Annotated in this window: 12 protein-coding genes; 5 read left to right on the forward strand and 7 right to left on the reverse strand. The window is 74.9% G+C overall.

Annotated features, from left to right (window positions below; all coding sequences use genetic code 11):
• The first annotated feature begins 46 nt into the window (after nt 1-46).
• The gene (gene fes, locus GPA10_RS12660; RefSeq protein WP_157165614.1) at nt 47-1,264 is read left to right on the forward strand and encodes an enterochelin esterase; all 1,218 of its coding nucleotides are present in this window, start codon (nt 47-49) and stop codon (nt 1,262-1,264) included.
• 45 nt (nt 1,265-1,309) lie between these two features.
• Here the strand turns inward: fes and GPA10_RS12665 are convergent, their stop codons facing one another.
• Nucleotides 1,310-1,954 (reverse strand): LysE family translocator, encoded by a 645-nt coding sequence (locus GPA10_RS12665; RefSeq protein WP_157165615.1) that lies wholly within the window; start codon nt 1,952-1,954, stop codon nt 1,310-1,312.
• Between the two features lie 111 nt (nt 1,955-2,065).
• Between GPA10_RS12665 and GPA10_RS12670 the strand changes: the two genes are divergently transcribed.
• Together GPA10_RS12670 and GPA10_RS12675 are read left to right on the forward strand one after the other, a co-directional pair.
• The gene (locus GPA10_RS12670) at nt 2,066-2,998 is read left to right on the forward strand and encodes a phosphotransferase (protein WP_157165616.1); all 933 of its coding nucleotides are present in this window, start codon (nt 2,066-2,068) and stop codon (nt 2,996-2,998) included.
• Between the two features lie 84 nt (nt 2,999-3,082).
• On the forward strand, nt 3,083-4,312 hold the full coding sequence (locus GPA10_RS12675; protein WP_157165617.1) for a cation diffusion facilitator family transporter: 1,230 nt from the start codon (nt 3,083-3,085) through the stop codon (nt 4,310-4,312).
• Here the strand turns inward: GPA10_RS12675 and GPA10_RS12680 are convergent.
• From GPA10_RS12680 to GPA10_RS12690, 3 genes are all read right to left on the reverse strand, one after another.
• Entirely contained in the window at nt 4,224-5,144 is a 921-nt protein-coding gene (locus GPA10_RS12680) for a hypothetical protein (protein ID WP_343040730.1), read from the reverse strand. The two genes, GPA10_RS12675 and GPA10_RS12680, sit on opposite strands and share 89 nt — an antisense overlap.
• Nucleotides 5,145-5,274: 130 nt before the next feature.
• Nucleotides 5,275-5,877, reverse strand: a complete 603-nt coding sequence (locus GPA10_RS12685; RefSeq protein ID WP_157165618.1) for a hypothetical protein — start codon at nt 5,875-5,877, stop codon at nt 5,275-5,277.
• Between the two features lie 161 nt (nt 5,878-6,038).
• Nucleotides 6,039-7,472: an aspartate aminotransferase family protein gene (locus GPA10_RS12690; RefSeq protein ID WP_157165619.1), complete on the reverse strand. Its 1,434-nt coding sequence runs from the start codon at nt 7,470-7,472 to the stop codon at nt 6,039-6,041.
• Between the two features lie 87 nt (nt 7,473-7,559).
• Between GPA10_RS12690 and GPA10_RS12695 the strand changes: the two genes are divergently transcribed.
• Nucleotides 7,560-8,462 carry a LysR family transcriptional regulator gene (locus GPA10_RS12695; RefSeq protein WP_157165620.1) on the forward strand — a complete coding sequence of 301 codons (903 nt, stop codon included), beginning with the start codon at nt 7,560-7,562 and terminating at the stop codon, nt 8,460-8,462.
• A gap of 102 nt (nt 8,463-8,564) precedes the next feature.
• Here GPA10_RS12695 and GPA10_RS12700 read toward each other — a convergent pair whose 3' ends face one another.
• Genes GPA10_RS12700 through GPA10_RS12710 form a run of 3 tightly spaced genes read right to left on the reverse strand, consistent with a single transcriptional unit; the run spans nt 8,565 to nt 17,559 of the window.
• Nucleotides 8,565-10,040, reverse strand: a complete 1,476-nt coding sequence (locus tag GPA10_RS12700) for a DHA2 family efflux MFS transporter permease subunit (RefSeq protein WP_343040731.1) — start codon at nt 10,038-10,040, stop codon at nt 8,565-8,567.
• On the reverse strand, nt 10,037-10,270 hold the full coding sequence (locus GPA10_RS12705) for an MbtH family protein (protein ID WP_157165621.1): 234 nt from the start codon (nt 10,268-10,270) through the stop codon (nt 10,037-10,039). The genes GPA10_RS12700 and GPA10_RS12705 overlap by 4 nt, the downstream gene beginning before the upstream one ends.
• Nucleotides 10,271-10,275: 5 nt before the next feature.
• The gene (locus GPA10_RS12710) at nt 10,276-17,559 is read right to left on the reverse strand and encodes an amino acid adenylation domain-containing protein (RefSeq protein ID WP_157165622.1); all 7,284 of its coding nucleotides are present in this window, start codon (nt 17,557-17,559) and stop codon (nt 10,276-10,278) included.
• A 194-nt stretch (nt 17,560-17,753) separates the two neighbouring features.
• Between GPA10_RS12710 and GPA10_RS12715 the strand changes: the two genes are divergently transcribed.
• Nucleotides 17,754-18,896, forward strand: a complete 1,143-nt coding sequence (locus GPA10_RS12715; RefSeq protein WP_157165623.1) for a M20 family metallopeptidase — start codon at nt 17,754-17,756, stop codon at nt 18,894-18,896.
• Nucleotides 18,897-18,968: the final 72 nt, after the last annotated feature.

The raw sequence follows: 18,968 nt of genomic DNA on the forward strand, positions 1-18,968 counted from the left end.
CACCGAGGGCCCCCGACCGCTCCGCTCCCCGAGAGGTACTCCAGCCATGCACGACGACTCCCCGAGCCCGCTCCTGCGCACCCTGCGCCAGGCCGTCCGCGCCCAGGTCCCCGCGGCGGAGGCCGAGTTCTGGCTGCGGGTGGGCCGCACCGGCGCCCCGCTCGTCGAACCGGACCCCGAGGGCGACCCGGACCACCGCCTCGTCACGTTCCTGTGGCGGGACGACCCGGAGCGTCCTGCCACCGACGTCCTGACCCTGCTGCACACCGTCACCGACAAGGACCGGCACGCCGGTGACCTGACCGGGCATCTGATGCGGCGCGTCGACGGCACGTCGGCGTGGGCGATCAGCCACCGCCTGCGCGCCGACCACCGTGCCTCCTACCAGTTCGTCACCGGACACGGCACCCGCGCCGACCTCCTGCGCACCGACCGCGCGTCCTGGGTCGCGACCCTCGACGCGGCCGTGCCGGACCCCCTGAACCCCGCCCCGGCCCTGCCCGCCCGCGAGGGCCGCTCCCCCGCCTCCGTGCTGTCCCTGCCGGACGCCCCGCCGCAGCCGCACACCGCCCGCAGGCCGGGCGTGCCCCGGGGCCGCGCGGTGACCGCCGACGTCGAGGGGCGCAAGGTCACCGCCCACCTTCCGCCCGGCCACACGCCGGAAGGCGGCCCGTACGCCGTCGCCGTGCTCCTGGACGGCGAGATGTGGGGGCCCGTGCTCGGCGTCGGCGACACCCTGGACAATCTGCACGCGGACGGCGCGCTGCCGCCGACCGTCGCCCTGCTCGTGGACACGATGAGCCGCAGGCCCAAGGACCTGTCGTGCAGCGGGGAGTTCGTGGACTGGCTCGCCGACGTGCTGCTGCCGTGGGCGGCGCTGCGGTTCGCGGTGGCGCCGCGGCCGGAGCGTACGGTCGTGGCGGGGCAGAGCGCGGGCGGCCTCACCGCCGCGTTCGCCGTGCACCGGCGCCCGGAGCGGTTCGGGCTCGCGCTCTCCCAGTCCGGGTCCTTCTGGTGGTCCGACGACGAGGAGATCGGCGCGGAGTGGCTCACCCGCCGGTACGCGGCCACGCCGCCGCGCGATGTACGGCTGCACCTCGAAGTCGGCGTCCAGGAGTGGATGCTCCTCGCCGAGAACCGCAGGTTCCACGACGTCCTCCAGGAACGCGGGTACGCCGTGTCGTACGAGGAGTTCAACGGCGGCCACGACTACGCCTGCTGGCGGGGCGGCCTCGCGTCGGGGCTCACGCGGCTGCTCGCGTGAGGGCGACGCCCGGCCGCTCCTCCCCTTGCGCGGTCCTGCCAGGTCCTACTCGGCGCGGCCCGTGGCCGCCACCGTCACCCCCAAGCTGATCATCGCGATCCCGCCCGTTCCGCCCACCAGCGAGAGGCGCCGGTCGGAACGGGCGAACCAGGAACGCGCCGCCGCCGCGCCCAGCCCCCACAGGGTGTCCGTGACCAGGCCGATGGTGATCGGCACCAGTCCGAGGACCAGCATCTGGAGCGGGACGTGCCCCGCCGCGTGGTCGACGAACTGCGGGAGCACCGCGGCGAAGAAGACGATGCCCTTCGGGTTGGTGACGCCCACGAAGATGCCGTCGAGGACCGTGCGCAGGTCCCCGCGCCGCTCGCCCGGCGGCGCCTGCATGTCCGCCGCCCGCAGGTCCTTGCGGTGCCGGAACGCCTGCACGCCGAGGTGGACGAGATAGGCCGCACCGGCCAGCTTCACGCCCATGAACACCGCGGCCGAGCGCTCCACCAGCGCACCGAGCCCCCACGCCACCGCGACCACCAGGGCGTAGGAGCCGATCACGTTGCCGAGGACCGTCGCCAGGGCCGTGCGACGGCCGTACGCGAGGGCCCTGCCGATCACGAACAGCACGCTCGGCCCCGGGATCACGATCACCAGGAGCGACATCGCCGCGAACGCGAGCAGGCTCTGCGCGGACACCATCCTTACGCCTCCTCCGTGGACCTTCCCCGTCCGTGCACCTTCGGGACCAGGAGCCGTACCCCCGTCCCCCCGGAAGCAGTGAACGTACACGGTCCGGCACGATGGGCACCCATGGCCGACCCCACTGGACCCGCCCCCACCGGACTCGACCTCCCCGGACCCGACCCCACCGGACCCGACCTGCCCGGACCCGACGTCCTCGACGCCTTCCGTCTCACGGGCACCCCCGCCCTCCTCCCCGGCGGTGCGGGGAACAGCGTCCGGGTGGGGGACGCGGTGCTCAAACCGGACGCCGGGGACCCCGAGTCCGCCGAGTGGCTGGGGGACGTCATGGCCCGCGTCCGGGAGGACGGCTTCCGTGTCGGCCGCCCGCTGCGGGCCCGCTCCGGCGCCTGGAGCCACGCGGGCTGGAGCGCCACCCGTTTCGTCGCCGGGGCCGAGCCCGACCACGCGGGCGCGCCCCGCTGGCTGGAGACCGTCGCGGCCGGACGCGCCTTCCACCGCGCGCTGGCCGGTGTGCCGCGCCCGGCCTTCCTGGACCGCCGCTCGGACTGGTGGGCCGTCGGTGACCGGGTCGCCTGGCAGGAGCGGGAGCCCGCCGTGGTGCCCGCGCTGCGCGAACCGTACGAGATGCTCAGCGCGTTGGCGGGGCCGCCGCCCTCCGCACCGCCACAGCTCGTCCACGGCGATCTGACGGGCAATGTGCTGTACGCCCCCGGACTGCCCCCGGCGGTCATCGACTTCTCGCCCTACTGGCGTCCACCGGCCTTCGCCGAGGCGGTGGTGGTGGGCGACGCGCTGCTGTGGCACGGCGCCGGCACCGGCCTGCTGCGCGCCGCCGTGTCCCTGAGCGGGCCCGAGTTCCTTCCGTATGTCGCCCGCGCCCTGGTCTTCCGCCTCGCCACGGACAGCGCCCGCGCCCGGGACCTCGGAGAGCACCGCGCCGCCGAAGTCGTCACGGGCGCCCGCTCCTTCGCGCGCGCCGCGCGGCTGCTCGGCGCGGTACGGCCGTCGGCAAACCCGTTCCCGGCGCCGTCCGGCTGACCGTACTTGCAAGCGCATCGCACCTGGTCACGTGCGGTAGGACGGCTGTAGCCGCAATCGGGTTCACCTGTCATGGTGACGCGCATGACAGCCAACCACCCCCACCCGCACGGTCGTCACCACGCGCGTCCGGAGCACCAGGGCCACGACCACGACGCTCACGGTCACCGTCACCGTCACGCGCGTGAGCCGGACCGGCACGGCGGACGGTGGGGGCGCCTGCGGCACCGGCTCGCGCACCTGGTCACGCCGCACAGCCATGAAGCCATGGACAAGGTCGACGCGGAGTTGGAGACCTCGCGCGAGGGGCTGCGCACGCTGTGGCTCTCCCTGGCGGTCCTCGGTGCGACGACCGCCGTCCAGGCGGTGATTGTCGCCCTGTCGGGTTCGGTGGCGCTCCTCGGCGACACGGTCCACAACGCGGCCGACGCCCTGACCGCGGTTCCGCTGGGCATCGCGTTCGTCCTGGGGCGGCGGGCGGCGAACCGCCGCTACACCTACGGCTACGGCCGCGCGGAGGACCTGGCGGGCGTCGCGATCGTCCTGACGATCGCGGCCTCCTGCGCCCTGGCCGCCTACGCGGCCGTCGACCGCATGCTCGACCCCCGTGACGTCACCCACTTGTGGGCGGTCGCCGCCGCGGCCGTGGTCGGGTTCGCCGGCAACGAGTGGGTGGCACGGTACCGCATCCGCACGGGCCGCAGGATCGGCTCGGCCGCCCTGGTCGCCGACGGCCTGCACGCCCGCACCGACGGCTTCACGTCGCTCGCCGTCCTCCTGGGCGCGGGGGGCGCCGCGCTCGGCTGGCGGCTCGCCGACCCCGTCGTGGGCCTGCTCATCACCGCCGCGATCGCGGTCGTCCTGTGCGACGCCGCGCGCGCCGTGCTCGGGCGGCTCATGGACTCCGTCGACCCCCGTCTCGTCGAGGCGGCCGAGGACGCCCTGCACGCGGTGGACGGCGTACGCGGCGTGGGGCAGGTCCGGATGCGCTGGATCGGGCACGCCCTGCGCGCCGAGGCCGACATCGTCGTCGACCCGCACCAGACCGTCGTCGAGGCCCACGCCGTGGCCGTCGCCGCCGAGCACGTCCTGATCCACGCCGTGCCCCGGCTGACCGCCGCCACCGTCCACACCGACCACACCCCCGCCGACACCGACCCGCACGCGGACCTCGCGCACCACCGCCGCCCCGTCCGGACGGCGAACAGCGCCCCCCGCAGCGCTCTCAAGGGCGTCCGGCCCGCGGCGCCGCCGCTGCCTGCCGCCGGGAACCGGGGCGCAGTTCGACGCGTACGGAGTCGTCGTCCTCGATGACGTACGTGGCGTCCCTGTCGTGCCGCCAGCCCAGCGGGAGGACGTAGTAGCGGTGGTCCCGCTCCACCAGGAGGCGCAGGCCGCTGTAGCGGTAGCGGTAGTGCAGGTCACGGCCCAGGTCCTCGACCGCGACACCGGGGCCCGTCATGCTCAGGCGTTCGGTGCTGAGGACGACGACGGCGACCCGGTTCATGAGGCGGTCCCCGGCGCGCCGCGCGTCCCTGCGGCCCAGGTCCCCCGCTTCGAGGGCCACGACCCACATCAGGAACACCCCGGCGACCAAGAGGGACAGCGCCCGCTCCCAGCCGCGTCGCCGCCGACGCCCGCGGGCCGCCGCGGAGGTCTGGCCGAGCAGCAGGCCCGCGGCCACGCACAGGGGCGCCAGCCAGGTGAAGGAGTGCAGATGGCGCCAGAGCGCCATGAGGACCACGCCGACGGCGATGAGCAGCGGACCCAGCCGGGCGAGCCGGTGGCCACGTTCCCGCACGGCCCGTACGCGCGGCTCGTCCACGCCGAGCAGCGACAGCAGCTCCGGAACGTGCGGTACGAGGAAGACGAGAGCAAGCGCCGCGAACACCGGCAGGGTGACCAGGCGCAGACTGCGCAGCGCGAACTCCAGGGAGTCGAACCCGACGGCGAACGTGCCGAGGTGGAAGTAGCTGTAGAACGCCGTGATGTAGAGGTAGCCCGCGTACAGCATGAGGGCCACGGCGAACGATCCCGTGCCGAGGACGGAGTTGGCGTAGTCGAGCCGCTCGGCCGCGCTGTCGGGCGGGGGCTCGGTGTCCGGCCGGAGGGAGGGCCGGGGGTGGCGGGGCGGTCGGCGGCGCACCGCCGGGGCCTGGGCGCGGACCCGGCGCGGGGGCGCGGGGCGGGGACGCGGGCGGGGACCCGCGCCCGGGGGCGGGTTCGTCCGGTGGGGCCCCGGCCGTCGCGGCGGTTCCGGCGCGGTCACCGGCGTCTCAGGGCCCGGCGCCCGGGGTGGGCGGGGCGACGGGGGTGCCTCCGGCGTCCGGGGAGCCCGCGGACTGCGATGTGCCCTCGGACGATGATGTGCCCGCAGACGAGGACGTGCCCCCGGACGAGGACGTGGGTGCGCAGGAGGACGGTCGTTCGGGGGTGCCGCCGCACGGTGGTGGCGGGGATTCGCTGGTGTCGTGCGGGCTCGGGGAGTCGGCGCCGCCGATGTCCCCTCCGGGATACACCCCGATCACGCCGTTGCTGTCGTCGCCGGAGTCGCCGGTGTCGACGGGCGGAGCGGATGCTCCCGGGATGTCGTCGCCGCCTTCGCCCCCTGCGCCACCGGACCCGCTGCCGCCGGTGCCACCGCCGCCGGGCCGTTCCGCGCCGCTCCCGCCGGAGTCCTGTGGCCCGCCCGTGTCGCCCGCGGTGTCCGCGCCGGGGCCGTCGGGCTGTGCCGTGCCGGACGGCGTGGCCGCGGTCCGCGAGGTGTCGCGCGGTCCTGCCGGGGCCGCTCCGCCGCCGCAGGCCGTCGTCCCGCCGACCGTGAGAACCGCCGCGAGAACCGCCGCTTCCGCGCACCTGACGCGCCGTGTGATCCGCATCGTTTCCCCCTGGACAGCCCGTGCGAGTGCTGTCTGGGGGAAGGATCCCACCGTGCCCAGGGCACCGCAGCACGGTCGTCGGCTGTCGTAGGGAATCCGGGCCGGGTGAGGGACGCCCCGATGCCCTCGGCCGCGGTACGGGCCCCGGTCCCGGCCCCCGTTCAGCGCGCCGCGGCGCTCTCCCCGATCGCCTGGTCCAGGATCGTCAGGCCGAGCGAGAGCTCCTCCTCGGTGGCGGTCAGCGGCGGTGCCATGCGCAGGACTCCGCCCATGCCGGCGAGCTGCACGATGTTCATGTGCAGGCCCAGTTCGAGGCAGCGCTGTGTGACGCGCGCGCCGAGGTCGCTGGAGCTGCGCCTGGTCTCCCGGTCCGTGACGAGTTCCAGTCCGGCGAGCAGGCCGCGGCCGCGGATGTCACCGACGACGTCGTGGCGTCCCGCGATCTCGTCGAGGCCCCGGCGCAGGAACGCGCCGAGGGACCGGGCACGCTCGTCGAGCCGGTCGCGGGTCAGGACGTCGAGCACGGTGTTGCCGACGGCGGCGACCAGCGGGTCGGCGGCGTGCGTGGTGAAGAAGAGGAAGCCGCGCTCGTACGCCTCCTGCTCGATCTCGGCGCTGGTGACGACCGCCGCGAGAGGCAGCCCGGCACCGAGGGTCTTGGAGAGCGTGAGGATGTCGGGCACGACACCGTCGCGCTCCAGGGCGTACCAGGTCCCGGTGCGGCACAGCCCGGTCTGCGCCTCGTCGAGGATCAGCAGCATGCCGCGCTCGCGGCACTTCTCCTTGAGGGCGGCGAAGTACCCGGCCGGGGGCTCGATGATGCCGCCGGAGCTGAGGATCGGCTCGACCAGGCACGCGGCGAGGCTGCCCGTCGACTGCGCGTCGATGAGGTCGAAGGCGAAGTCGAGCTGGCGGCGCCAGTCGAGCGCGCCGTCGGGCGTGGTGAAGTCGGGCCGGTAGGCGTTCGGCACCGGGATGGCGAAGTTGCCGGGCGCGCCCGGACCGTAGCCCTTGCGGCCCGCGCTGTACGTGGCGGAGGCGGCGGCCTGCGTCATGCCGTGCCAGGACCGTGCGAAGGAGACGATCTCGTGCTTGCCGGTGACGAGCTTGGCCATGCGGACGGCGGCCTCGTTGGACTCGGCGCCGGTGGTCAGGAGCAGCGCCTTCTCCAGCGGCGCGGGCAGCGTCTCGGCGAGCCGCCGGGCGAGGTCCACCACGGGGCGGCTGAGCATCCCGCTGAAGAGGTGGTCGAGGCTCGCGATCTGCCGCTGGACGGTCGCGACGATCTCCGGGTGGGAGTGGCCGAGGATGGCGCTCATCTGCCCGGACGTGAAGTCGAGGAGTTTCCGGCCGCCCGCGGTGTACACGAAGCTGCCTGCGGCGCTCTCGATGATCTCGGGGGTGAACGCGGGGCCGTAGCGGACGAGGTGCCGGTCGGCGTCGGCCCAGAAGGCCTCGTCGGAGCCGCGGACGGTACCGGCGGAACCCCAGGCGGTGTCGGCGGAGGCGGTGGACGGGACAGTCGTGGACGGGACGGTCGGAGACGAGGCGGTCGGAGACGAGGCGGTCGGGGCGGTGGTGTGGGAAGCAGCCATGCAGCCGACGGTAGGGCGCGGCCGAGCGACGCGTCCATCTCACAATTTCGGCTTTGCTGTTCGGTGGAACCGCACAAGAATAGGGGGATGATGAATCCCTGGAGGCTGCGGCTGCTGAGTCAGCTGGACACGCTCGGCACCGTGCGGGCGGTGGCCCAGGCCGCCAATCTGAGCCCGTCCAGCGTGTCCCAGCAGTTGGCCGCCCTGGAGTCCGAGACCCGCACCCAGCTCCTCGAACGCTCGGGGCGGCGGGTGCGGCTGACCTCCGCCGGCCTGATCCTGGCCCGCCGCGCGCGAGCGATCATCGACCACATGGAGGGCGTCGAGGCCGAGCTGCGCGGCTTCGGCGAGGAACCGGCGGGGCTCGTGCGCCTCGGGGCGTTCCAGAGCGCGATCCACACGATGGCCGTGCCCGCGGTGACCAGGCTCGCCCGCGAGTATCCGCACCTGGACGTGCAGCTCCTTCAGCAGGAGCCGCACGAGAGCATGCCCGCGCTGCGCGGCGGCGACGCGGACATCATCATCACGACGACGGACTTCGACGAGCTGCCCCTCGGCCCCGACATCGACCTCGTACCGCTGGCCACGGACTCGGTCCTGCTGGTGGTGCCGCCCGACCACCCGGCGGCGGGGCGCGGCTCCGTGGACCTCGCGCACTTCGCCGACGAGGCGTGGGCGTTCGACATGCCGCAGTCGTACATGGCGAACCTCGCGCTGCGCCTGTGCCGTCAGTCGGGGTTCGAGCCGCGGGTGGTGTGCCGGTTCAGCAACTACATGCTGGCCCTCCAGCACGTCGAGGCCGGGCTCTCGGTCATGCTCCTGCCCGACCTCGCCGTCGACCGCCGCTACCGCGTCGCGACCAGCGAGCTGGCGAGCCCCCTGACGCGCACGATCACGGCGGCCGTCCGGCGCGGCTCACCCCCGCGCGCGGCGGTACGGGTCGTGCTCGACGCCCTGCGCGACGGCCCGGGGGGACCGGAGAGCGGGTGAGCCGCTGTCACGCGCCGCTGGGCACCGCGTCACGCGTCACCGCACACCGCGTCACACGCCGCCGCGCACCGCGTCACGCATCACCGCGCACCGCGTCACACATCACCGCGCACCGGACGGCTCGTCGTCGTCCACCCGTCCCTCGGCCGCCTCGTCGTCGAACGACGGCCCGTGGGGGGACTCGTCCTCGAAAGGCGGCCCAGGCGGCCGCGCCGCCGCGGGCAGGCGCAGCGCCACCGCGGCGGCGACCGCGACGAGCCCCGCCGTTCCCCACACCGCCGCCCGGAACGGGCCCGGATCGGCGGCGCCGCCGTGGCCGCCGCCCCCGATCACCGCCGCGCAGACCGCGATCCCCGCGGCCCCGCCGAGGGTGCGCAGGATCTGGAAGAGGCCCATGGCCTGTCCCATGTCGGGCGGCGCGATCGAGTCGAAACCGGCGAGCTGGACGGTGAGGACCGCCGTGCCGAGGACCAGGCCGACCAGGAACATCAGGGCCCGTACGGCCCAGGCGTGATCAGCGACGCCGTCCACGGCGAGCAGCGCGAAGACGGCGGTCGCGAGCAGCAGGGCGGGCACGGCGAGGCGGCGGGGCCCGAGGCGGGGCAGGAGCCGGTCGACGACCTGCGAGGCGAGCATCAGGCCGAGCGCTTCGGGGAACACGCTCAGCCCCGCGTCGAGCGCGGAGGCGCCGAGCGCGGCCTGGTAGAGCAGCGGGAACACGAAGAGCACGCCCATCAGGCCCGCGGCGGTGAGCACCGCGAGCACCGACGCGGTGCCGTAGTCACGGTCCGCGAACAGGCGCAGGCGCAGCAGCGGTTCCTCGGTGCGCCGCAGGTGGACGACGGCGGCGACGAGCAGGACGGTACCGAGGACGGCGGCGGTGGCGACGGCGGGACGGGTCCAGCCGTGCGACGGCCCGTATCCGAGGGCGTAGGTGAGCAGGCCGAGCGCCGGTGTCGCGAGCCAGAAACCGGTGCGGTCGAAGCGGCCGGTGCCGCCCTCGACGTGCTCGCGCAGGCCGAGGGCGCCGATGAGGAGGGCGGCGGCGCCGACGGGCACGTTCACGAAGAACAGCCAGTGCCAGGAGGCGTGTTCGGTGAGCAGGCCGCCGAGGGGCGGGCCGAGCGCGGGCATGAGGGCGGTCGGGACGATCAGCGCCTTGGACAGCTTGCCGCGCTCGTGCGGGGCGAACGTACGGAACAGGAGTGTCATCCCGACCGGCGTGAGCAGGCCTCCGGCGAGGCCCTGGACCGCGCGGGCCGTGATGAGCGTGGGCAGGTTCTGGGCGAGGCCGCACAGGGCGGAGGCGGCGGTGAACACCGCGAGCGCGCCGAGGAACACCCTCTTGGTGCCGAGGCGGTCGCCGAGCCAGCCCGCGACGGGCAGGGCGAGGGCCAGTGCCACGAGGAAGGCCGTCTCCACGGCGTTGGCGGCCGAGACCGGGCGGCCGAAGTCCTCGGCGATGGTGAACAGGGCCGGGTTGACGATCGTGGAGTCCAGGCCGTTCATGCACATGGCGGCCACATAGACGGTGACGACGGCGGCTCTCGGGGACAGCGGGAGGGGCGAGGTCGTCACCGGGTCAGTGCTCCGGGGGTCAGTGCTCCGGGGTCCACGGCGCAGGTGGTGACCCACGTCAGGGCCTGGGTGCGCGAGCAGGGCCCGTACACCGTCGTCCAGCCCTCAGGCACGTCGGCGAACAGCGGCCACAAGGAGTACTGGCCGCGGTCGTTGACGAGCACGAGGAAGGTGCTGGACGGGGTGTCCGCGTCGAAGGGGTTGGCGGGGGCGTCGGCGGTCACGGCCATCGGTGTCACTTCTCCAGCTCGGTCAGTCGGTCGGCGACCACGCGGGCGATGTGCGCGATCGGCTCGGGCAGGGTCATGTCCTTGTGGGAGCAGGCGACGTCGGTGTTGTCGATGCGTCCGCTCACATGGGGTGCCCAAGTGTCGGGGGTGAGGGTGTCGTCGATGGTGTCGACGGTGGCGCGGAAGAACAGCACGTCACCCTCGAACCTGCGGTGGCCGTAGGCCCGTACGAGGTCGTTGGTGTTGAGGTAGATGTCGGCGAGCGCCTCGATGGTGGCGGTGGGCAGGGCGGCGAGGGGGCTGTTCTCGCGGTGCAGGACCTCGACGACGTTCTCCGTGTTCAGGGCCTTGCCGCCGAGGCTGTCGGGGCCGTAGCCGCCCATGGTGAGGAGCGACTCCAGGGCCTCGGCGTGGTCGGGGACGGGCAGGTCGCGGAAGCCCTCGGCGGGGTAGGCGTCGAGGATCGCGAGCAGTTCGACGTCCTGTCCCCCGGCCTGGAGGTGGGCCGCGACGGCGTGCGCGATGATGCCGCCCGTGGACCAGCCGAGCAGGCGGTAGGGGCCGGTGGGCTGTGCCTCGCGGATGCGGGCGGCGTAGTGCGCGGCGAGTTCTTCGAGGGTGGCGGGCAGCGGGTCGCCCGCGGTGTCCTGGCCCACGCCCTGGGCCTGTAGGCCGTAGACCGGCACGTCCGGCGGCAGATGCCGGATGAGGCCCGCGTAGCACCAGCTCAGGCCGCCCGCCGGGTGCACGCAGTGCAGGGGCGCGCGGTCGCCGTCGCGGGCGGGGCGCAGCGGGAGCAGCACGTCCAGCGGGTCGTCGTGCCGGTCGCCGTCGAGCACGGCGTCGAGGGCGGCGGCCGTGGGCGACTGGAAGACGGTGCCGATGGACACGTCGGTGCCGAACGCGGCCCGCACGCGGGCGGCGAGGCGCACGGCGAGCAGGGAGTGCCCGCCGAGGTCGAAGAAGTTGTCCTCGGCGCCGACCCGTTCGAGGCCGAGCACATCGGCGAGGATCGCGCAGAGCTGTTCCTCGCGCGGGGTGCGCGGGGCGCGTCCGCGGCCGGCCGCGGCGGGGGCGCCGGGCGCGGGCAGGGCCTTGCGGTCCAGTTTGCCGTTGCCGGTCAGCGGCAGCCGGTCGAGCAGGACGACCGCGGCGGGCACCATGTGCACGGGCAGCCGCCGTGCCGCGTGCTCGCGCAGGTCCGAGGGGTCGGGCGGCGTCGGCGTGGACGGCACGGCGTAGCCGACGAGCCGCTTGTCGCCGGGGGTGTCCTCGCGGACGACGACGGCGCAGTCGGCGATGTCGGGGTGGGTGGCGAGCGCGGCCTCGATCTCGCCGAGTTCGATCCTGAATCCGCGGATCTTCACCTGTTGGTCGGCGCGCCCGAAGTACTCCAGGGTGCCGTCGGAGCGGCGCCGCGCGAGGTCGCCCGAGCGGTACATGCGGGTGCCGCTCTCACCGAAGAGGTGCGCGTGGGGGTCGGCGACGAAGCGTGTCGCGGTCAGGTCGGGGCGGCCCAGATAGCCGAGGGCGACGCCCTCGCCCGCGACGTACATCTCCCCGGTGACGCCGGGCGGCACCGGCTGGAGGCGGTCGTCGAGGACGTACACGCGCAGGTCGGGGATGTTGACGCCGATGGTCGACGAGGTCGCGGCGGCGGCCGTGGCGCGGTCGAGCGGGAAATAGGTGACGTGGACGGTGGTCTCGGTGATGCCGTACATGTTCACCAGGGCCGGGGCGTCCTCGGCGTGCCGCTCGTACCAGTCGGCGAGCCGCCCGAGTTCGAGGGCCTCGCCGCCGAACACCACGTAGCGCAGGGAGAGTTCGTGTCCGGGCTCATCGCGGTCGGCGGCGGCGAGCTGGTAGAAGGCCGACGGGGTCTGGTTGAGGACGGTGACGCGCTCCGCTGCCAGGAGCCGCAGGAAGGCGCCGGGGTCGCGGCTGGTCAGATGGGGTACGACGACGACCTTGCCGCCGTACAGAAGCGCGCCCCACAGCTCCCAGACGGAGAAGTCGAAGGCGTAGGAGTGGAAGAGCGTCCACGCGTCGTCGGGTCCGAAGGCGAACCAGTGGTCGGTGGCGGTCAGGAGCCGGGTGACGTTGTGGTGGGAGACCACGACGCCCTTGGGGCGGCCGGTGGAGCCGGACGTGTAGATGACGTACGCGGGGTCCTGCGGAGCGAGCGGTCTGGTGCGGTCCTCCTGGCGCAGCGGTGTGTCGGCGTACGCGGCGGTCTCCGCACCGTCGACAGGGCTGTCGACGGTGATGACGGGCAGCGTGTGGGCGGGCAGCCGGGGCGCGGTGGCCGTGTCGGTGACGACGGCGGCGGGCCGGGCGTCGTCCAGCATGTACGCGAGGCGTTCCTGCGGGTAGTCCGGGTCGAGCGGCAGATAGGCGGCGCCGGACAGGGACACCGCGAGGAGGCCCGTGACGAGGGCGGCCGACCGGGGCAGGGCCAGGGCCACGACGGCGCCAGGGCCGATGTCGCGGGCGGCGAGCAGCCGGGCCAGGCGGTGGGCGCGGGCGGAGAGTTCGGCGTAGGTGAGCCGTTCCCCGTCGTGGCTGACGGCGATGCGGTCGGGGTGGCGGCGGGCGGCCTCCTCGTAGACCTCCGCCAGGGTGGTGGGCGTGGCCCGGCCGCCGGGCAGCGGTTGCGCGTTGCCGTCGACCAGGGCGCGGCGCACTTCGTCGTCGCCGAGCAGCGGAAGCAGCCCGAGCGGGGTGTCCGGGGTGTGCGCGGCGGCCGTGAGCAGCCGGGCGAGGCGGTCGGCGAGCGCCTGGGCGGTGGCGCGGTCGAACAGGTCGGTGCGGAACTCCAGGAAGCCGCCGATGCCGCCGCCGGTCAGCTCCCCGGCGTTCAGCGTGAGGTCGAACTTGGCGGTGCCGGACGGTACGGCGGTCATGCGGGCGCCGGTACCGGGGGCGAGCGCGAAGGCGGTGTCGGGGACGGACTGCCAGGCGAGCATCGTCTGGAAGAGGGGGTGCCGGGCCAGGGAGCGGGCCGGGTTGAGCGCTTCGACGAGGTGGTCGAAGGGCAGCGCGTCGTGCTCGTGGGCGGCGAGGGTGCCGGTGCGCACGCGCAGCAGCAGCTCACGGAAGGTGGGGTCGCCGGAGGTGTCCGTGCGCAGCACCACGGTGTTGGTGAAGAAGCCGACGAGGTCCGCGGTGGCGTCGTCGTCGCGCCCCGCCACGGGGGTGCCGAGCGGTATGTCGGTGCCGCAGCCGTGCCGGGTGAGCAGCGCGGCGAGTCCGGCCTGCACGGTCATGAAGACGCTGGTGCCGGTGGTGCGGGCGAGCCGGGTCAGGGCGGTGTGGGTGGCCTGGTCGAGTGCGAAGGGGACGGTGTCGCCCCGGTGCGAGGCGACCGGCGGCCGGGGCCGGTCCGTCGGCAGCTCCAGCTGGTCGGGCAGTCCGGCGAGGGCTTCCTTCCAGTACGCGAGGTGCCGTTCGGCGAGCGCGGTCGGGGCCTGCGCCGTGCCGAGGAGCCGCTGCTGGTGGGCGGCGTGGTCGGCGTACTGCACCGGAAGCGGCGCGAACGCGGGGGCGCCGCCCGCGACGCGGGCGGAGTAGGCGGTGGCGAGGTCGCGGGCGAGCGGGGTGGTGGAGGCGCCGTCACCGGCGATGTGGTGCAGGAGCAGCAGGAGGGTGTGGCGGTCGGGCGCGGTGCTGAACAGGGTGGCGCGCAGCGGGGGTTCGGCGCCGAGGTCGAAGCAGTGGCGGCAGGCTCCGGCGAGGTCCTCGCCCGGCCCCGCGAGGTGCAGGACCGGCCGGGCCGCGGGGTCGTCCGCGTCGAGGACGCGCTGGCGGGGCAGTTCGTCGGCGCCGTCCGTCGCCGGGTAGAGCGTGCGGAGCGTCTCGTGGCGCGCGGCCAGGTCGTGCAGGGCGAGGGTGAGGGCGCCGTGGTCGACGGGGCCTTCGAGGGTGAGGGCGAGGGGGATGTTGTAGGTGGCGCTCGGGCCCTCCAGGCGGTGCAGGAACCAGAGCCGCTGCTGGGCGGGCGACAGGGGGAGGTCGCCGGTGCGTGACATGCGGGCGACGGGGGTGAGGGGGATCGCGGGCTCCCCGGTGGCGGCGCGCTCCTGGGCGCGGACGAGGGCCGCGAGCCCGGCGGGCGTGGGGGTGCGGAAGACGTCGGCGAGGGAGACCTCGGCGGTGAACGCCTCGCGGACGCGGGCGGCGAGCCGGGCCGCGAGCAGGGAGTGGCCCCCGAGGTCTAGGAAGTTGGCGTCGGGGGCGACGGTGGCGTCCAGGCCGAGGAGGTCGGCGAAGAGCCCGCGCACGACTTCGGTGTACGGGTCGTCGGTGCTCACGGGTGTGCCCGTGACGACGGGTGTCTCCGGCTCGGGCAGGGCGCGGTGGTCCAGCTTGTCGTTGGCGGTACGGGGCAGCGCGTCGAGGAGGGTGACGGTGGCGGGGACCATGTGGGCGGGCAGCGCGGCGGCGAGGTGGTCGCGCAGCGCGACGGGGTCGGCCCCGGCTACCGCCGGAGTCCCCCCGCCGCCCCCGCCGTCGGCTCCGGCTCCGGCTCCGGCTCCGGCTCCGGCTCCGGCTCCGGCCAGCGGTACCGCGTACGCAAGGAGGCGCTTGCCGGTGGCGCCGTCGCGGGCGATGACGGCGGCGTGGGCCACGGCGGGGTGCGCGGCCAGGACGCTCTGGATCTCGCCGAGTTCGATGCGGAAACCGCGGATCTTCACCTGGTCGTCGGTGCGCCCGAGGAACTCCAGGGTGCCGTCGGCGCGGCGGGACACCAGGTCGCCGGTGCGGTACATGCGGCCGCCCGGCTCGCCGTGGAGGGCTCCGAAGGGGTCGGCGACGAACCGTTCGGCGGTGAGGTCGGGCCGTCCGAGGTAGCCGCGGGCCAGACAGGCGCCCGCGACGTACAGTTCACCGGCCACCCCGTCGGGGGCGGGGCGCAGGGCGGCGTCGAGCACGTACGCACGGCTGGCGCGCACGGGCCGTCCGGTGGCGTCGGCGCCGGTCCAGTAGTAGGCGTCGACGGTCGTCTCGGTCGGTCCGTACAGGTTGAGCGGGTGCAGGTCCGGCACCTCGCTCAGGCGCCGCCACAGCGGTTCGGGCACCGCCTCACCGCCGACGACGAGGACGGCGGGACGGTGTCGGCCCTCGTCGAGGAGCCCCTCGGCGATCAGGGCCTCGGCGTAGGAGGGCGTCACGTCGAGGTAGTCGACGCGGTGGGCGTCGACATAGGCGGTGAGGGCGGCGGGGTCGCGGTACGTGGCGTCGTCGAGCAGGTGCAGTTCGTGGCCGTGGACCATCCACAGGACGGGGTCCCAGGAGGCGTCGAAGGCGAACGAGGCACTGTGGGCGACGCGAAGACGGGGGCGGCCCGCGCGGGCGACGGCCGGGGCGATGTGGTCGGTGCCGTGGCCCGCGAGGAGGTTGGCCAGGGAGGCGTGGGTGACGACGACGCCCTTGGGGCGGCCGGTGGAGCCGGAGGTGTGGATGACGTAGGCGGCGTCCCCGGGGGCGGGTGCGGACGCGGGGGCGAGGCCGGGTCTCCCGGCGAGGGCGGCTCTCAGGTCCGGTGCGTCGAGGGCCAGTTCGGTGGCGGTGTGGGCGGGGAGCGCGGCCAGTGTGCCGGTGGTGCCGACGACGCAGACGGGGCGGGCGTCCGCGAGGACGGCGGCGGTCCTCGCGGCCGGGTGGCCGAGGTCCAGGGGCTGGCACACGCCGCCCGCCTTCAGGACGGCGAGCAGGGAGACGACCATGTCGGTGCCGCGCGGCAGGGCGAGCGCGACGGGCGTCTCGGCGCCGACGCCGTGGGCGGCCAGTTCGTGGGAGAGCCGGTTGGCGGCGGCGTCGAGTTCCGCGAACGTGAGCTGCGTCGTGCCGGAGCGCACGGCGACGGCGTCGGGGGTGCGGGCTGCCTGCGCGGCGAAGGCCGCGGGCAGCGTCTCCGTCGCGGGCCCTTCGGCGCGGCCCGCGGTCACCTCGCGCACGGTCTCCGCGTCGAGGAGGTCCAGGGTGCCGAGCGGGCGCTGCGGGTCGGCGCGGAGCAGCTCGGCGAAGGCTGCGACGAGGTGCTCGAACACCCGCTGGTGGCGGGCGAGTTCGTCGGCGCCGTAGCGGTCGGCCGCCGCTTCGAGGTCGAGGGCGAGGCTCCCGTCCGCGCCGGGCCGGGCACCGATCGCCAGGTCCTCGACGGGGCCCGCGGCGAGGTTGCGCACGGCGCCGGGCACGCCCGCGAAGTCGAGGGGTTCGGCGTCGAACGGCTTGATGTTCACCATGGGGCCGGTGAGGGGGGTGGCGGCGGAGCCGAGGCCGAGGTCGCGGCGCAGGTCCGCCTGGGGGTAGCGCTGGTGGCGGCGCACGGCGCGGATCTCCAGGACGACCCGGCGCAGCAGTTCGGCGACGCTGTCGCCGTGGCGTACGGCGACGCGGAGCGGCAGCACGTTCACGGTCATGGCGGGCGTGCGCAGGGCGGCGGGGCCGCGGCGGTTGGTGACGGGCAGCCCGAGCACCACCTCGGGCGCGCCGGTGACGCGGTGCAGATGGACGGCGGCCGCGGCGACGACGAGCTCCGCCCAGGTGGCCTTGGCGGTGGCCGCCGCGGCGGCGAGCCGGTCGAGGTCCGGCACTTCGCCGCTCGCCTTGCGCGGGGCCCGCGCGTTGCCGGTGGCGGGGCGGTTCGCCAGGGTCACCGGGGTGGGGGCGCCGGCCATGCGTCCGGACCAGAAGTCGCGGTCGGCGCGGTAGTGCTCGCCCGCGAGGTACGCGGTCTCGTCGTCGACGAGCGCGCGCAGCGGCGCGAAGCGGGCTTCGGGCGCCTGCTCCCCGCGGGTGAGGGCGGTGTAGAGCTCGGCGACGCGGCGGCCGACGAGCTGGAGGGCGTAGGCGTCGACGGCGATGTGGTGGACCCGCTGGTACCACCAGGTGCGGTCGTCGGCGACGCGGATGATCGCCTGGGTCATCAGGCCCTCGGCGTCGTCGGCGGTGGCCGGGCGGGCGAGGTCCTCGGCGATCCAGGCGTGGGCGGCCTCCTCGGGCCGGTCCGCGGTGCGCAGGTCGAGGCGGTGCACATGGACGGACGCGGTGTCCGCGGGCCACTGGTACGGCTCGCCGTCGCTCGCGCGCACCCGCAGCCGGAGCGTCTCGGCCTCGGCCACGGTCCGCAGCACGGCACGCTCCAGCGCGTCCCCGTCGACCCGTCCCTCGATCACGGTCAGGTCCGCGGTGTGGAAGACGGGGCTGCCGGGGTCGAGTTCCTGTGCGTAGTGAATGCCGGCCTGTGCGGCGAGCAGCGGGAACGCGCCGTCCGGACGCTGAAGCATACGTACAACTCCTCGATCAAGGCGCACCGGACCACCAGCGCGAAGTTAGGTAAGCCTAAGCTATGTTCTCCGGGTGCGATCACGCGAGCCCCGGTGCCCGTTACACGCGCCCGCACCCGCCCCGCACGACTCCGGAACCCGCCCTGCCCCAGCCCCGAGCCCGCCTCGTACGAACCCGAACCCGAAGAGGACCCATGCCCCGCACCACCGCCACCCCCGACGAGGACGTCAAGTCCGCCGTGCGGAAGGAGATAGCACGCCACCGCGACGACCTCCTGGCCCTCAGCCGCCGCATCCACGCCCACCCGGAGACGGCCTTCGCCGAGCACCGGGCGGCCGCCTGGTGCGCCGAGGCGCTGGGCACGGCGGGCTTCGCGGTGCGCTCCCCCGCGTACGGTCTGGACACCGCGTTCGAGGCGAGCGTCGGCTCGGGGCCCCGGACCGTGGCGATCGTGTGCGAGTACGACGCCCTGCCGGGCCTCGGGCACGCCTGCGGGCACAACCTGATCGCCGCCGCGGGCGTCGGCGCGGCCCTGGGTCTCGCCCCGTTCGCCGACCGACTGGGCCTGCGCGTACGGGTTCTCGGCACACCGGCGGAGGAGCGCGGCGCGGGCAAGGCCCTGATGCTGGAGCAGGGCGCCTTCGACGGGGTCGACGCGGCGATGATGGTGCACCCGTGCCCGTTCGAGATGTCCGACTTCGCGTCCTTCGCCCTCGGCACGCTGTCGGTCACGTACACCGGGCGCGCCGCGCACCCGAGCCTCAATCCGCACGAGGGACGCAACGCCGCCGACGCCCTGACCGTCGCGCAGGTCGCGCTCGGGCTGCTGCGTCAGCATCTGCCGCAGCAGTGGCGGGTGCACGGCATCACCACGGAGGCGGGCACGGCCCCGAACGCGATTCCGGACCGAACGACGGCCGCGTACGAACTGCGGGCGCTGGCCGCCGAGGACCTCACCGAACTGCGGGCCCGCGTGGAGGACTGCTTCCGCGCGGGCGCACTCGCGACCGGCTGCGAGGTGACCTTGGAGCGGCCGGAACCGGACTATCTGGACTTCCGCGGGGACCCGGCGCTCATCGCGCTGTGGACGGCGAACGCCCGCGCCGCCGGCAGGCCCGAGCCGGTCGAGCGTCCGCCGTTCGCCTGCACCGACATGGGCAACGTGTCCCATGCCGTGCCGTCCATCCACCCGGTGCTCGACATCAGCGGCGGGGCGTGCGGGCCGCACGAGCCGGAGTTCGCCGAGGCGGCCCTCTCACCCGCCGCCGAGCGGGCCCTCATGGAGGGGGCGACGGCGATGGCGTGGACGGCGGCCGACTTCGCGCGCGCCGGGTGAGACCCGCCGGGAGCCGGCCGGGTGCGGCCGGGTCCCCGGTCCGTGCGTCGTGACCGCACGGGCCGGGGACCC

The organism is Streptomyces typhae (assembly GCF_009755605.1).
Lineage (GTDB): Bacteria > Actinomycetota > Actinomycetes > Streptomycetales > Streptomycetaceae > Streptomyces > Streptomyces typhae.

Excerpts from the sequence above, each read along its gene's own strand:
- fes (WP_157165614.1), top strand. The coding sequence starts at position 47 with ATGCACGACGACTCCCCGAGCCCGCTCCTGCGCACCCTGCGCCAGGCC.
- GPA10_RS12665 (WP_157165615.1), bottom strand. The coding sequence starts at position 1,954 with ATGGTGTCCGCGCAGAGCCTGCTCGCGTTCGCGGCGATGTCGCTCCTG.
- GPA10_RS12670 (WP_157165616.1), top strand. The coding sequence starts at position 2,066 with ATGGCCGACCCCACTGGACCCGCCCCCACCGGACTCGACCTCCCCGGA.
- GPA10_RS12675 (WP_157165617.1), top strand. The coding sequence starts at position 3,083 with ATGACAGCCAACCACCCCCACCCGCACGGTCGTCACCACGCGCGTCCG.
- GPA10_RS12685 (WP_157165618.1), bottom strand. The coding sequence starts at position 5,877 with ATGCGGATCACACGGCGCGTCAGGTGCGCGGAAGCGGCGGTTCTCGCG.
- GPA10_RS12690 (WP_157165619.1), bottom strand. The coding sequence starts at position 7,472 with ATGGCTGCTTCCCACACCACCGCCCCGACCGCCTCGTCTCCGACCGCC.
- GPA10_RS12695 (WP_157165620.1), top strand. The coding sequence starts at position 7,560 with ATGATGAATCCCTGGAGGCTGCGGCTGCTGAGTCAGCTGGACACGCTC.
- GPA10_RS12705 (WP_157165621.1), bottom strand. The coding sequence starts at position 10,270 with ATGGCCGTGACCGCCGACGCCCCCGCCAACCCCTTCGACGCGGACACC.
- GPA10_RS12710 (WP_157165622.1), bottom strand. The coding sequence starts at position 17,559 with ATGCTTCAGCGTCCGGACGGCGCGTTCCCGCTGCTCGCCGCACAGGCC.
- GPA10_RS12715 (WP_157165623.1), top strand. The coding sequence starts at position 17,754 with ATGCCCCGCACCACCGCCACCCCCGACGAGGACGTCAAGTCCGCCGTG.